This window comes from Streptosporangium sp. OZ121 (assembly GCF_051918885.1).
Classification (GTDB): Bacteria; Actinomycetota; Actinomycetes; order Streptosporangiales; family Streptosporangiaceae; genus Streptosporangium.
On the sequence record NZ_JBPXMC010000030.1, the window covers coordinates 97235 to 111819 of the forward strand.

At 69.5% G+C, this 14585-nt stretch carries 9 protein-coding genes; 4 read left to right on the forward strand and 5 right to left on the reverse strand.

What is annotated here, in order from left to right:
- Positions 1–13: 13 nt before the first annotated feature.
- Positions 14–1690 (forward strand): hypothetical protein, encoded by a 1677-nt coding sequence (locus ACTOQ1_RS35600; protein WP_440072376.1) that lies wholly within the window; start codon positions 14–16, stop codon positions 1688–1690.
- A 106-nt stretch (positions 1691–1796) separates the two neighbouring features.
- On the opposite strand, the gene ACTOQ1_RS35605 is transcribed toward ACTOQ1_RS35600, so the two are convergent.
- From ACTOQ1_RS35605 to ACTOQ1_RS35625, 5 genes are read right to left on the reverse strand one after another with little or no spacing between them, the layout of a single operon-like run.
- Positions 1797–4619, reverse strand: a complete 2823-nt coding sequence (locus ACTOQ1_RS35605) for a trypsin-like serine peptidase (protein ID WP_440072377.1) — start codon at positions 4617–4619, stop codon at positions 1797–1799.
- Complete coding sequence (locus tag ACTOQ1_RS35610) at positions 4616–5929, reverse strand: CHAT domain-containing protein (RefSeq protein ID WP_440072386.1); 1314 nt, start codon at positions 5927–5929, stop codon at positions 4616–4618. Before ACTOQ1_RS35610 ends, ACTOQ1_RS35605 begins: the two co-directional genes overlap by 4 nt.
- A gap of 5 nt (positions 5930–5934) precedes the next feature.
- Positions 5935–7719: a hypothetical protein gene (locus ACTOQ1_RS35615; protein WP_440072378.1), complete on the reverse strand. Its 1785-nt coding sequence runs from the start codon at positions 7717–7719 to the stop codon at positions 5935–5937.
- Positions 7716–8651 (reverse strand): ATP-binding protein, encoded by a 936-nt coding sequence (locus ACTOQ1_RS35620; RefSeq protein WP_440072379.1) that lies wholly within the window; start codon positions 8649–8651, stop codon positions 7716–7718. The genes ACTOQ1_RS35615 and ACTOQ1_RS35620 overlap by 4 nt, the downstream gene beginning before the upstream one ends.
- Positions 8648–8989 carry a CU044_2847 family protein gene (locus ACTOQ1_RS35625; RefSeq protein ID WP_440072380.1) on the reverse strand — a complete coding sequence of 114 codons (342 nt, stop codon included), beginning with the start codon at positions 8987–8989 and terminating at the stop codon, positions 8648–8650. The genes ACTOQ1_RS35620 and ACTOQ1_RS35625 overlap by 4 nt, the downstream gene beginning before the upstream one ends.
- A 195-nt stretch (positions 8990–9184) precedes the next feature.
- On the opposite strand from ACTOQ1_RS35625, the gene ACTOQ1_RS35630 reads away from it, so the two are divergent.
- From ACTOQ1_RS35630 to ACTOQ1_RS35640, 3 genes are all read left to right on the forward strand, one after another.
- Entirely contained in the window at positions 9185–9559 is a 375-nt protein-coding gene (locus ACTOQ1_RS35630; protein ID WP_440072381.1) for a hypothetical protein, read from the forward strand.
- A 366-nt stretch (positions 9560–9925) separates the two neighbouring features.
- A complete protein-coding gene (locus ACTOQ1_RS35635) occupies positions 9926–12784 on the forward strand; it encodes a PQQ-dependent sugar dehydrogenase (RefSeq protein ID WP_440072382.1) in 2859 nt (952 codons plus the stop codon).
- Positions 12777–13970: a ThuA domain-containing protein gene (locus ACTOQ1_RS35640; RefSeq protein ID WP_440072383.1), complete on the forward strand. Its 1194-nt coding sequence runs from the start codon at positions 12777–12779 to the stop codon at positions 13968–13970. The genes ACTOQ1_RS35635 and ACTOQ1_RS35640 overlap by 8 nt, the downstream gene beginning before the upstream one ends.
- Positions 13971–14585 lie beyond the last annotated feature (615 nt).

Genomic DNA, 14585 nt, shown 5'->3' on the forward strand with positions numbered 1-14585 from the left:
TGGGAGGCCGGTCATGCCGATAAACGTCGAGTGGGCGCTGTGGGGCATGCCCCCGGGAAGCAAGGGCCTGCCCGAGGTTCTGTCCTGCAGCCAGGGACGGATTCCCCGCTCAGGCTTCTCCGAACTCGTCGAGCGATACGCGATGACGACCCCCAGGCAGCTTCCCCAGGTGACGATCGCCAGGGCCGGAGCCGCCGATGACGCGCACATCTTCCTGGCCGTCCAGGAGTGGTCCGGCACATTTGACGGGCTGGGCAGGGAGATAGCGGTCACCCGCTGCTTCTGCGTGCCCTACGCGCAGGCCGCCTTGGGCCCCGTCTCCTACGAGCGGCTCTACCAGGCGCTGGACGATCAAAAACCGCCGTCCGACGGCGGTGTGCTCGTCGTCGATCCCCCGGCACTGGACGCCGAGGCCACCGCCGAGGCCGTGGACCAGACCGTCATGGGCGCGGCGGCCCTCCTGCTCGCGGGGGAACGGGTCTGCGTCGTCGAAGGCGGCGGAGCGTCGCTGCTCGACCGGATCCGGTTCCTGGACACGGTGGCCGCGCTGCTCCCGTACGGTTTCAGGACCAAGCTGATCGCCTCGACCTGGGCTCCCCTTGCGGCCGGCCACCGCAACAGGCTGTTCTTCGCCGACCACCCCTCGGAGAACGCGCTCACCATCACCTGGAGGCAGGAGGTGAGCATTCCGGAAAGCCGCGTCGTCGCCCACCGCTACCACGAGCTGCTGACGAGCAGGATGGAGAAGGGGCTCGCCGGGCTGATCGCGCGGTTCGCCCGCGACACCGGGCAGAGGAAGTTCTCCACGGAGACCCTGGAGGCCGTCCTGCCGATCGTCGAGTCCGGTGGCGAGCCCTCCCACACGTCGATCGACGACCTGCTGATCGCCTGCGCCGACAGCATCGAGCAGGGGCAGGCCGGCCTCGTCCCCGGTCACCTGTCCCGGCTCGACGCGCTGCGGGATTCGGCGGCCGTGAACGGCGGCGTGCGTCGCCGTCGCAACATCGTGAGCGACCGCCGCCTCCTGGCCAGGAGTCCCGTCCTCGCTCCGACGGTTCAGGAGCATCTCTACGACCTGGTGCTGAGCGTGGCCTACGGGCCCAAGCTCACCGTGGACGGGCTTGAGCAGATTCTCAAGGACGTGGATCCGGTTCCCGCACGGCTTCTGACCGCGATGGCCCGGATGCCGGCCGCCGACCCGGCCGTCACGGTGAGGCTCGCCGGCCGCCTCGACCCGCGCCGGTCCGCGCCGGCCCTCGCGTCGCTGTCCGTCGAGAAACTGGTCGAGGCGGGGGAGCGGGAGCCGATCGACACCTCCATCGTGCGGCTGGTGTGCTCGGAACTCGCCACCCGCTGCGCCAAACCCTCCCAGCGGGCCGGCATCGGCACGGCGTTGCGGGGGCGCGCACGCCTCAGGGCCGCGATCGAGCGGCTCGACGGGACCGACGCGGACAGCCGGTTCGAGAAATGCCTCGTCCTGCTGGTGGCCGACTACGGCTCATCCATCGACTCCGTCGAGTTGCGGGAGGCATTCACCTCTCATACCGAGGTGTTGCCGGTGCCGCGGCTCGCCGCGCTCGCACTGCTGTGTGACGTCCCCGCCCGCCGGCTGCTCGCGCAGCTCGTCTTCCGCGAGCTCCTCGACCAGGGGGGCATCACGTCAAAGACCTTCGAGAAGTTCCAGTTCTAGCGACGACATCCCAAAGGAGCAGCACACTCCCGCGCCGTCTCGGGGTCGCCTACCGCGAACGCCTCCGGTCCCGGATCAGGGAAGGAAGGACCCGGACCGGTCTGTCTCACGGCTGTGCGAGCCACAGGAAGGGCTTCTCCACGTCGATCGGGTGCACTTCGCCGCGTATCCGGACCTCGCGGCCGGGGGCGGTGCCGGATTCCGAGGAGGGCGCCGGTTGGCCACCCGCGGGCCCGGAGGTGACCGGAATCAGGTTCTGGTAATCGTCCATGGTGAAAAGCCGCTCCCTCGGGTCGATGTAGAAGCCGATCGACGAGGTCACGAAGTATCTGGTCCGGTGCTCGTGGAACAGGCGCTCCAGGACGTTCGGCAACACGCCCGATCCGTCGGCCGACCACCCGCACAGCTTCCTGAACAACTCCTGGGCGTCCTCGTCGGCGACCCGGGGAAACCCGAAGGGATCCTCGGGGTCGGTCGTGAGCAACCTCAGCCGCTTCGCCGTCTCCAGCACCTTGAAGTCGTCGAACTTGGTCACGCAGACCGCGAGACGGTGCGGCAGGCGGCCGGCCTCGTCGAGAGGCAGGCCGAGCCGTGGCAGCGTACTCAGGAAGAAGCGGGAGGCGTCGTCCCACCTCGATTCGCGGAGGGGATCGAAGAGATAGATCAGATCGTCGCAGGCGGCCAGCCATCGTGCCATGCTCTCGCGCGGCGTGCCGGAGGTGGCCATGGAGCCGAGATGGAGGACGACGCCGGTCTCACGGCGTCCCATCCCCCAAAAGCCCCGGGACAGCCGACGTGCCCGGATCGTCACCTCAATGTCGTCCAGGTCGGCGCTCGCCGGGGGGAGCCTGTGTTCCCGTACGAGGATGTCGGTGAGTTCGACGAGCCGAGCGGCCGACGCGCTGTCGGCGCCCAGCACCGACAGGCCGGAGTTCTGGCGCAGGACCGCCACGTTGAGCGCGCCGAGAAAGGCCGACTTGCCGCTGCCCGTGGCGCCCAGCAGCCCGATGCGGCGCACGATTTGTCCGGTTTCGGGTGCCGGGTCGGGATCGGTGGTGATCCTGCGCGTGGGTCTTCCTGCGGGCGTGCCATGCCGTATGGCCATCGCGTCCACGAGGGCGGCGGGGTCGGCCCGCCGCAGTTCCACGGAGTGGTCGGCGCCGATCCTTCGCAGCTGCGGGGACACCCGGCGGGGTACGTCGTCGGTGACGGCCATGAGACGCACCCCGCGCTCGGCGAGCCGATCGGTCAGCTTCCGATGGTCGTAGCGGTTCGGACACGGAAGCGCGGCGTCTCGGCTCGCCCTGGCCGGGTGGGGCGGTTGCCTCGCGATCACCAGCAGGACGACGGGCCGGTCCTGCTCACCGAGGGGGAGGCGCTGATCGATGTAATGCAGCGCGTCCTCCAGAGGAGCCGCCCCGGGGAAGACCGACGACGTCGACTCCAGACCCGCCAGTGACGCCAGGGCGTCCTCCGCGGGTTCCAGCCAGGAGCCGGTGACCACTGGCCGGCGTCCGTCGCCGCGACGCTTGTAGTCGTGGTAGGTGTAGCCGATGACCGCGACGTTCACCTCGCCGGGGTAGGTGACCGCCAGTTGCTCGATGGTGTTCGAGGCCAGCTGCCTGCGTCGCTGGACCGCCTCGTGCCCCCCGGACATCTCGATGGCGAAGATCACGTCTGCCCGCTCCCGCAGGACGGGGGCGGGCCGCCCGGCCGTTTCGTCCAGCAGGTCGGCGTCTTCGTCCAGGTAGTTGGCGACTTCGTCCAGGAAATCGGCGTCGACGAGCGGCGGGACACCGACATCGGGGTACGACACGACGGGTTCCCGTACGTCGGCGAGGCGTCCCCCGCGGTTCGGGCCGTTCTCCCAGCCCTGGCCGCCCGGCCTTCCTCCTGGCGCCTCGGGCAGCTGTCCGGGAAACAACGCGTTCACCTCCCGTATCGTGATCGCCACACCGCCGCCCGGCCCGCCGACGTTCGTGACCATTCCGATGACGGCTCCGTAGCCCGGCGACCACACCGCGGCGCCGCTGAGGCCGGGATCCAGCCGATGACCGGGGTCGGTGGTGAGCGTGACGCACCCGTGAGCGGGAGCGGGGTCCATCACCCCCCTGACGATCACACTCCGGCCCTCGGCGTCGGCCGGCCCCTCCACCAGCCACCGCCGCCCCACCAGGTCGTCCACCTCCTCCAGACGCAGGGGCGCCGCGACCACCTCCGGTGAAGGGGGATCCGCGAGCATCAGGAACGCGGGGTCGCCCGGAGACGTCTCCGACACCGCGTCCGAGGTCCCCGCCACCGAGACCACCAGGGCGCCGTGTCGGCGCGTCGGCGTGTTCGACCAGGGGAAGGTCACCCACAACCGGTCCGTGGACCGGTGGCCGGTGGCGACGACGTGGGCGCAGGTCAGCAGGCGGTTCTCGCCGACGAGGACTCCGGCGCCCACCGGCCTCGGATCGTCTCCCCGATGGATCGCGGCGACCCAGGTCCTCTCCCGCCTCGACGGGGTCCCCGGCCCGGGACCCCCGGATATCGCCTGGCGGTCGACCCGGCGATCCTCCTCATCGGACGCGAGCGCGGTGATGCGCACGGGCAGGGTGTCGGTCCTGACGGTGGCACCCCTCTGGGTACTGAGGCTGAGCCGGAGCTCGTGGTCCCCGGTTTCTCCTCGCGCGGTCACGACGAACCTGGCGGGTCCGTACGTGCCACCGAACCGGTGAAGGATCACCGAGACGTCGTCCACCGACTCGACGGCGATCCGCTCCCCGCCGTCGAGCATGCAGCCGAAGGCGAACTCCTCCTCCCTGTACGGCCACTCGTCGCCGGGCCGCGCGAGCCTGAGATCCACCGTGACCAGATACTCCTGGCCCACCGTCATGGTTCGGGGCCAGCTGACCAGCGGCTCCAGCTGGATGGTGGGCGGGCTCACCGGGTCTCCCCGCGTGGCGTCGGCCTCAGGGTGGTCTCCGGGCTTCCGAAGTACGCGTACATGAAGGCGTAGAAGAACGGGAGCAGTTTCGCGGCGGCCTCGTCCTCGTTCTCACCGGGGATGTCCACGATCGAGGCCGAGATCCTTCTCCGATAGTCGCGCAGGGCCACGGCCACGGGCGTCCGCGGGTTCTCGGAGAGTGCGTCGAGCAGGTTCTTCGCCAGGTCGTACCCGTGCTCCAGGCCGACATATCCCATGGTCCCGATGAACCCGGAGGCCCCCGCGTCGAGGAAGACCCTGGCGAAGCTACGCAGGACGGTGTTGTCGAGGTCGGGGTCGACCCTCTCCCTGGCGGAGTGGCAGGCGTTGAGGAAGACAAGCCCGCCGGTCCGTTCCAGGCGGAGGAGATCGTGCGCGTGGACCTCGCGGAGGCTGATGCCCTGCTTGGAGTCGATGGAGCCCTCGATGAGTTTGATCTCGGCTCCCGAGGAGGGGTCGCCGGTGTTCCCGTATCTTCCGTGGCAGGCCACGTAGACCAGCGAGACGGGGTCGCCCTCGGTGTCCAGGAGTTTCAGCAGGCCCTTGAGGGTGACGTCTGTGGTGGTCGTCCGGAACCGATCCAGCAGGGCACGGTCGCCGGACATGTCGGGAGCGACGTAGGCGAGGATCTCGCCGGCGCAGTCGGTCACCGGGGCGGGCGGTGTCCCCACCGAGCGGGCGATCGGGAACAGCGCGCCCAGCCACTCACCGGCCAGGCCCCTGTCGCGGTGCCGCAGCAACTCCCAAGGGAGGTCGTAGCCCGTGAAATCCTCGATGATCATACGGACGTCGTCGCCGTGCGCCCGGCGGATCGCGGAGATGAAGTTCTTGAGACCCTCGCCGGCGTCCTTGGACCAGCTCCGGAGGCGCAGGAACGTCTTGGCCGGAGACTCTCCTCCCTTGCCGCCGTGGATGAGGTCTCCCAGGGTGAGCCTGGGAGGCCTCACCTGCTGCGGCTGCCTCTGGTAGGTGAGTGCGATGCCGCAGCAGCAGATCCCCGCGAGCCCGTAACTCTCCCTGCCGGTGCCGCTCTCCCGCCACACGTTCAGGCGGGCGGTCCTGGGGGGCAGACCGGCGGTGGGGTCGACGGGGGCGGGGGGAAGGGCGGTGGCCGTGGAAACCTCCGCCCCGGGGTCACCGACCGGCGGAACCCGCGCCCCCGCCGCCTCGGGATTCCCCATCGAGGGGGTCCGCGCACGCGTCGGTCCTGCGGCGTGCGGGTTGAAGGGACGCCCGCCGTTGAGCAGTGCCCTGCGCAGCCCGTTCGGCATGCCGGTCACCGGGGCTCACCGCCCTGCTGAAGCCGGGCGCCGCAGGCCTCGGCCAGCGCGCGGGTCAGGGCGGCGCCCGGCCGGGGCCCGGGATCGAGGACGACGGCATGGATCCGTTTCATCCTGCTCAGCTCTCGTGCCATCGCGAGCGCGTCCTCCACGCCCTCCCTGCCGACGCGGTCGGGCAGCTCGCCCGTCGCGCTCGCGCGCAACGGGATGTTGCCGCGCCCGTCGGTGACGATGACGAGCAGTACGTCGTCGGCGGGCACCTTTCCCAGGTGGAGCCGGTGGCGTAGTGTCTCGACGGCCAGGTCGAGTCCGTGCGCGAGCGGGGTGCAGCGGCCGACGGGTCGTTCCAGGGCCCGTACGACCCGCGGGTCGAGCAGGCTGGACGCGCTGAACCGCTGGGCGCGGAGTTCGTTGGCGACGCCCGCGGCGCCGACCTCGATCACACAGACGCCGGCCCTGCCGGTATAGGCCCACTGCAGGTAGGGGGCGAGGGCGTCGAGCCAGTTCCAGCCCGCCCTGCACGTGTGGTCGAGGACGAGAACGAGGAGCCTGGCCGGGTCGGCGCCGCGGCGATGGACCCTCAGATCCGGCGGGATCAGGTGCAGGGGGTGCGGGGGACGCGAATAGTGATCATCGCACCGCCTGGCCTGCAGGGGAGCGGCGCCGAGGATGGTGGCGACGATCGCCAGGTCGCCGAAGGCGCCGGGTCGTGACCCGATGGACCTGCCGTGGCTCGGCCGTGACGAGGAGTGCCGCGTCGTCTGGGAGCGAAGCGACCCCGGGTCCCGTTCCGGCTCGATGTCGTCCTCGGGGTAGGGGCCGCCGAGGTCGGCGGGAGGGGTGGGGGTCGGAGGGAGTGGTTCCGCGGGAGGCGGGGGCACGACGTCGAACCTGTCCGCCTGTTCGGGCGAGGACGACTCCTTCTCGCCGAGCCTTTCGGCCCTTCCGCCCCCCGCGAGACCGTGCCCCCCGTGCCCCCCGTGGGCGCCGTCGGGACCGGAGCCGTCGCCGTGACCCCGGTCGCGTGGTGGGGGGAGACGCAGGAGCGACGCCGCTCGCTCGATGTCGGCGTTCGTGGTCCGCGTACGGTTGTCGAGGGTCGCCAGCGCTCGGCCGATCCTGGCGAGGGCGAGGTCTCGGCGCGCACCGGCCATGCCTCTCGCGGTACGGCCGATGACCCCTCTCGCCACCTCGTCGGGTACGGTCGCGAGCCGGCCGGCGGCGAGCGCGTGACGCCACTTCTCCGACGGAGGTTCCAGATTCTCCGACGGAGGTTTCAGATCCGCGGAGAGTCCCGAGGCGTCGACGCGCAGGGGGAAGCGGTCGAGCAGATGTGGCGGGACCCGGCCGATGTCGGCGCGGGCGCAGACGGCCACCCACCGGCTTCGTGGCGCCCAGGTCACGCCGAGCCCTTCGCGCTCCAGGTGGGCCACGTCGGCGTCCAGGAGGGTGAGCGCGGCCCGCTGCCCGGTGAGCGAGAGCTTCGCGAGATCGGAGACGAGGACGGTGAGAGGGGGACCGCCGGACCTGTCGACCAGTGGCCCGGGGGAGACGCCGAACGTGGGTCCGGAGGACAGGCCGATCCACGCGCTGTCCGCGACGGCCGACGCTCCCAGCACGTACGGGTGGGGGTTTCCGAGGAGCGAGCCGAGCCATTGCCCGATGTCGAGCAGCAGGGCGGGCTCAAGGTCGAACAGGAGCACCCCGCGAAGCCGTGGATCGATCGCGGCGCACGCCAGGACGTACCTCACACGCGACGCGGTCGGCATGGCCATGGTCACCCCAAGATGATCGTGTCCAGCTGGTCTCGCTCCTTGGCGGTCCATGTGATCGACTCGCCGTACACCGCCTCGGGCAGGCGATGCGCGAGGGCGAACTCGGCGACCGCGCGGACGTCGTCGGGCGTGACGGTGTCACGTCCTTCCAGCGCCGCTCGCGCTCTGGCGGCCAGTGCCATCACCTTCTCACCGCGGTGTCCGGCCACCTCGAACGTCGCCGAGATCCGGGAACAGAGGCCGAGGATCTCGTCCGGCATCTCAACCTCGTCGACCCTCGCCCTGGCCTGGTCGAGCCGCTTCCTTATCTCCCGATCCTGCCTGGCGCCGTTCTCCAGCCACGGGGAACTCGACTTGGTGATCTCCTCCTCGAACCGCAGGACCGTGCGGAGGATCTCGTGCCGCTGCTCGGCCGTCGTCTCGGCACTCACGGGCACCAGCAGGCCGAACCGGTCGAGAAGCTGCGGGCGCAACCACCCCTCCTCCGGATTCATGGTGCCGACCAGGGTGAACTTGACGGCGATCGTCGGCCGGTCGAGCCCTTCCCTGTGGACCACGAGCACGTTGGTCGAGGTGACGTCCAGGATGATGTTGACCAGGTGGTCGTCGAGGAGGTTGACCTCGTCAATGTAGAGAAGGCCCTGCTTGTCGGCGGCTTCGAGCAGGCCTGCCTGCCACTCGGTCTTGCCCGTCATCAGCGCGTCGATGCTCCAGCCGCCCAGCACGCGGTCCTCAGTGGCGTTGATGGGCAGCGTGACCGGAAGCCCGCCGTAGGCCATGAGGCTGAAGGAGCGCACGGTGGTCGACTTGGCCGTACCGCGCTCGCCGCTGATCAGCACGCCGCCGATGCCCGGTGCGACGAAGGCCAGCTCCAGGCATCGGAGCAGGTCGGTCTGTCCGACGACGTGGCTGTAGGGCAGAATCCGCACCTTGGTCATGGAGCGGGCTTCCTCCAGCGCAGCGTCACCATGAGCTGCGCCCCCGAGCTCAGCTCCACGATCTTCGCGCCGACCTTGCCGTCGACCTTCACGGCGAGTTGCATCTCGAACTCGTCGGGGCGCGCCTTCTCCTCCATGGCCTGGATCTGGTCGCGCACCTCGTAGGCGCAGTTCGCCACCATCTGGAGTGCCTCGTTGAACAGATGGCGGCCGATCTCCAACGGCTTTTCCCGTACCCCTCGGGTCTGGTCGCCGTAGATCGAGGCGTGGTCGTTCGCCGTGAATTCGTCGAGCTCTATGTTGATGACCCCGTGACCGGAGGCGCTCGGAACCGCCACCACAACCATGAAACCTCGCAGGGATCGATGTTGTTCGCCGTGCCGCATGGCAGGTCACTGATTCTGCCGTAGATACCGGCGTGCGTCACCATATCCACTGATGTGCTTTATTCGGAATGCGATTCGGTTGATTCTCCGGCCGTCGGGTCTTTGGATGAAACACCTCGCATTCTGTGGGACCCAGGTGATTGTCCTGTGTCGTCGCAGGCCATGGGAGGTATTCGGGCGCTTCGACGTCGAGGGGGACGTTCACCCTCGACATCGAAGAGCCAGGAACAGGCCGTCGTCGAATGCCTGCAGCCCGAGCGCTTCGAGTCCTCCGGTCTGGCGAACTGTCACCTGAATGTTTCGACCCCAACGGGAAACTCTCCGGCCACGTTCGTCGAACCCGCGGGTGACAGTCGTGTCCTGCCCACGCCGCCGCCCCTCAATTTCGGCGATACCGTTCTGGGCGTGTATCCGCCGGACAACGATGTCCGGCAGTCGTTCGTGATCGATTTTGACGTACGGCTGGGCGGCGTGCGCGTAACCGTCGACGATTTTTGCGATCATGAAGAGAGCGCTCCCTGACAAAGGGTGATTGCGTTCACGTTTCCTGTCAACGGTGGCCCCCGCTCGGCCCGCCGGCAGGCCGGGCGAAACCGGGAAAGCGCTTCCTCTAAGGGATCCCGATTCGGCCAGGTCAGCGGCGCCTGGCACGGTACAAAAGGCCCTCAGGGAACGTTCCCTGAAACGCGCCGGTGTACGCCCATCGTGTGCGGGCTGTTTCCGTCAGGTTAAACAGCCCCTTGACAAGGATTGTCGAGCAAGAGCAATCTCGGGTTGGGAGAGCGCTCCCTCAGCTTTTTCCTCGGTGTCCCCGCCAGGGGTCCCGAACCCCCGTCCCGAGACCTTGACCACCGGTTTCACCCCCCACAGAGACCTGGAGTCTCGCCCATGGCCTCGCTCCGCCGATGGTTACCACCCCTGACCGCTCTCCTCACCCTCACCGCCCTCCTGCACCCGCTCCCGGCCACCGCGACGGCAACCAGCGCGGCTTTGGCGAGCGCGGCCGCCCCGCCCGTCGACCCCGCCAAGTTCCAGCAGGTCACGCTGGCCAAGGGGGTCGCCGAAGTGGGAGAGCCCATGACGATGGCGGTGCTGCCCGACCGCTCCGTCCTGCACACCGCCCGCGACGGCACGGTCCGGATCACCGACGCCGCCGGGAACACCAAGGTGTCGGGCAAGCTCTCCGTCTACTTCAACGACGAGGAGGGCATGCAGGGCATCGGCGTCGACCCCGGCTTCGCCACGAACCGGTTCGTCTACCTCTACTACGCGCCGCCGCTGTCGACGCCGCCGAACGGCTCCCCGCCGGACGGCACCCCGGCGGAGTTCGCGCGTTTCGACGGCGTCAACCGGCTCTCGCGCTTCAGGCTGAACACCGACGGCACTCTCGACCTCGCGAGCGAGAAGAGCGTCCTGGAGGTGAGGGCGAGTCGCGGCGCCTGCTGCCACGTCGGCGGCGACATCGACTTCGACGCCGCGGGCAACCTCTACCTGACCACCGGTGACGACAGCGAGCCCGGGTTCAACGACGGTTACGCCCCCTTGGACGACAGGCCGAACCGCAATCCCGCGCTCGACGCGCAGCGCGGCGCGGCCAACACCAACGACCTGCGCGGCAAGGTGCTCCGCATCAAGGTGAACGCCGACGGGTCGTACTCGATCCCGGCCGGGAACATGTTCGCCCCGGGCACCGCGAACACCCGCCCGGAGATCTACGCGATGGGCTTCCGCAACCCGTTCCGGATGAGCGTCGACAAGGCGACCGGCGTCGTCTACCTCGGCGACTACGGCCCCGACGCCGGCACCGCCGGTCCCCGCGGGCCCGGCGGCCAGGTCGAGTTCAACCGGATCACCGGGCCCGGCTTCTACGGCTGGCCGTACTGCACCGGCGACAACACCCCGGCCGAGACCTACGCCCGCTACGACTACGACACCTCGACGATCGGCGCGAAGTACGACTGCGCGGGCGGTCCGGAGAACACCTCGCGCAAGAACACCGGCCTGGTCAAGCTGCCCGCGGCCAAGGCCGCCTGGATCACCTACGACGGCTGCACCCTGGTTCCGGAGTTCGGCTGCGGCGCCGAGTCGCCGATGGGCGGCGTCGTCTACCGCTACTCCGCCGCGCTGAACTCGCCGGTCAAATTCCCGCAGTCGCTCGACGGGCACTTCCTCGCCGGTGAGCTCCAGCGTCAGTGGATCAAGGACATCGAGGTCAACGCGAACGGCACCCGGGGCACCATCCAGCCCTTCCCCTGGTCGGGCAAGCTGGTGATGGACATGGCGTTCGGCCCCGACGGCGCCCTCTACGTGCTCGACTACGGCACCGGCTGGTTCAACGGAAACCAGGACTCGGCGCTGTACCGCATCGAGCACATCGGCGACGGCGGGCGGGCGCCCATCGCCAAGGCGACCTCCGACAAGGTCTCCGGGAAGGCGCCGCTGACCGTGGCGTTCTCCTCGGCGGGCAGCTCCGACCCGGACGGCGACGCGCTCACCTACTCCTGGGCGTTCGGCGACGGCGGCACCTCCACCGCGGCCAACCCCACCCACACCTACACCACCGACGGCAGGCGGATCGTCACGCTGACCGTGCGGGACGGCACCGGCAACACCGCGACGGCCAACGTCGAGATCAACGTCGGCAACACCGCGCCCGTCGTGAGGATCGACCTGCCGCTCAACGGGCAGGTGTTCGGCTTCGGCGACGCCGTGCCGTACCGGATCACGGTGACCGACGCGGAGGACACGACGATCGACTGCGCGAAGGTGAAGATGACCTACATCCTCGGTCACGACACCCACGGGCACCCGATGGCCACCGCCAACGGCTGCTCGGGCACGATCCAGACGCCCGGCAACGGCGAGCACGACGGGGCCGCCAACCTGTTCGGGGTCTGGGACGCCGAGTACACCGACGCGGGCGCGCTCACCACCCACACCCAGCACGTCACCCAGCCGAGGAACCGGCAGGCCGAGCACTACACCACCTCCCAGGGGGTGGTCCAGTACGACAAGCCGGCCGCGCACGGGGCGAAGACCGTGGGCAGCATCGAGAACGGCGACTGGATCTCCTTCGACCCCTACGTCCTGAGCGGCGCCACCAGGCTCACCGCCCGGGTCTCCTCCGCCGGGGCCGGCGGGACGATCCAGGTCAGGGCGGGGTCGGCGACCGGGACCCTGCTGGGCACCGCCACCGTGGCACCGACCGGCGGGTGGGAGACGTTCGTCGACGTCTCCGCCACCCTGACGAACGCCCCGGCGGGAACCACCAGGCTCTTCCTGGTCTTCGCCGGGGGGACGGGCCCGCTGTTCGACGTGGACGACTTCACCCTGACCACCGGGACGGGCCCGCCCACCGGCACGCTGCTGTCGGCGGGGCGCCCGGTCACCGCGTCCTCGACGGAGAACGCCGCTTCGGCGGGGTCCAACGCGGTGGACGGCAACCTCGGCACCCGCTGGTCGTCGGCGTTCTCCGATCCGCAGTGGATCTCGGTGGACCTGGGTTCGGCCAGGCAGGTGAACCGGGTGAGGCTGCAGTGGGAGGCCGCCTACGGTACGGCGTACCGGATCGAGACCTCGACAAACGGCACGACCTGGACGCAGGTGCACGCGACGACCGCCGGTGACGGCGGCGTGGACGACGTGACCTTCACCGCGACCAGTGCCAGATACGTGCGGGTGTACGGCACCCAGCGCGCGACCGCGTACGGCTACTCCCTCTGGGAAATGGAGGTCTACGGTGCGTAACATCATCGCGGTTGTCACCGCGTTGTTCGTCGTCATGATCGGTCTGGGTGCTCCGGCCCTGGCAGCCGATCCGGCATACAAGGTTCTGGTCTTCTCCAAGACGGCCGGATTCCGGCACGACGCCATCCCCGCGGGCATCACCGCGCTGCGCGGGCTGGCGACCGAGAACGGCTTCACCGTCGACGCCACCGAGGACGCCGGCGCCTTCACCACGGCCAACCTGGCCCAGTACCGGGCGGTCGTCTTCCTGCTGACCACCGGCGACGTGCTCAACGCCACGCAGCAGACCGCGTTCCAGTCCTACATCGCGGGCGGTGGCGGATACGTGGGCGTCCACGCCGCGGCCGACACCGAGTACGACTGGCCCTTCTACGGCGGCCTCGTCGGCGCCTACTTCGCCTCCCACCCCGCCATCCAGCAGGTGACCGTGAAGGTGGAGGACCGCACGCACCCCTCGACGGCCCACCTCCCGGCGAACTGGGTGCGCACCGACGAGCTGTACAACTACCGCACCAACCCCCGCTCCACCGCCCACGTGCTCGCCACGCTGGACGAGTCGACCTACTCCGGCGGGTCGATGGGGGCCGACCACCCGATCTCCTGGTGCAAGGCCTACCAGGGCGGCCGGTCCTGGTACACCGGCCTCGGCCACACCATCGCCTCCTACACCGAGCCGAACTTCCGGGCGCACCTGTACGGCGGGCTCCGCTACGCGGCCGGGGTCGTCTCGGGCGACTGCGGGACCACCCCGAACCCGACGCCCACCCCGACGCCCACTCCCACGCCGAGCCCGGGTGTCGTGCTGCTGTCGTCCGGGCGTCCGGTCACGACCTCCTCCACGGAGAACGGGGCGTTCGTCGGGAGCAACGCGGTGGACGGCAACGGCGGCACCCGCTGGTCGTCGGCGTTCTCGGACCCGCAGTGGATCTCGGTGGACCTGGGCACGGCCAGGCAGGTCAGCCGGGTGAGGCTGCAGTGGGAGGCCGCCTACGGCAGGGCGTACCGGATCGAGACCTCGGCCAACGGCACGACCTGGACGCAGGCGCACGCCACGACCGCCGGTGACGGCGGCGTGGACGACGTGAGCTTCACCGCGACCAGCGCCCGCTACGTGCGGGTGTACGGCACCCAGCGGGCGACCCCGTACGGCTATTCCCTGTGGGAGCTGGAGGTCTACGGCAGATAGGCCGCCGGGGCCGCGAGGTCTTCCGCTCTTTCCTGGACGAGAATCCCAGGCCGGTTCACCGGCCTGGGATTCTCGGCGTTTCCGGGCGGTCGCCGCCGGTGCGCGGTCCCGGGGATTCCGCATGCCGTCCCCGGGAGGACGGGAGGACGGGATGACGGCGTGGGACGCGGCACGTCGCCGACCTGCGGCCGGACCGGAGGCGAGGCGTTTCGTCACACGGCCGCGCCGTTTTCGAGGGGAGACCCCGGAAATCGGCCCTGCCGAAAGAGGTGCCATGTCCATCGATGACGCATGTAATTCTATTTATGTTGATAAATGATATGAGGAGTCGAGTCTCCGGCATGTCGAACAACGGGAACGAAGATGGCAATTAATAAGATCGGAGGCTGCGGCGCATTATCAATAATGTGCCGATGTGACAAATGTCAAAAGAAAAGGATTATTTGGTGACGAACAGCAAAAATTCTCGTGTCGTGCGACGACACGGCGTCCGTTCCTGGTCGGTGGGGGTTCTTGCCGTCTTGGTGGGGTTCGGGTGTGTGGTCGCGGTGCCTGGTGCCGCGGGCGCGGAGGTGGCGCCGGTGGGTCTGGGTACGGCGGGGGCCTTCGCGGTTC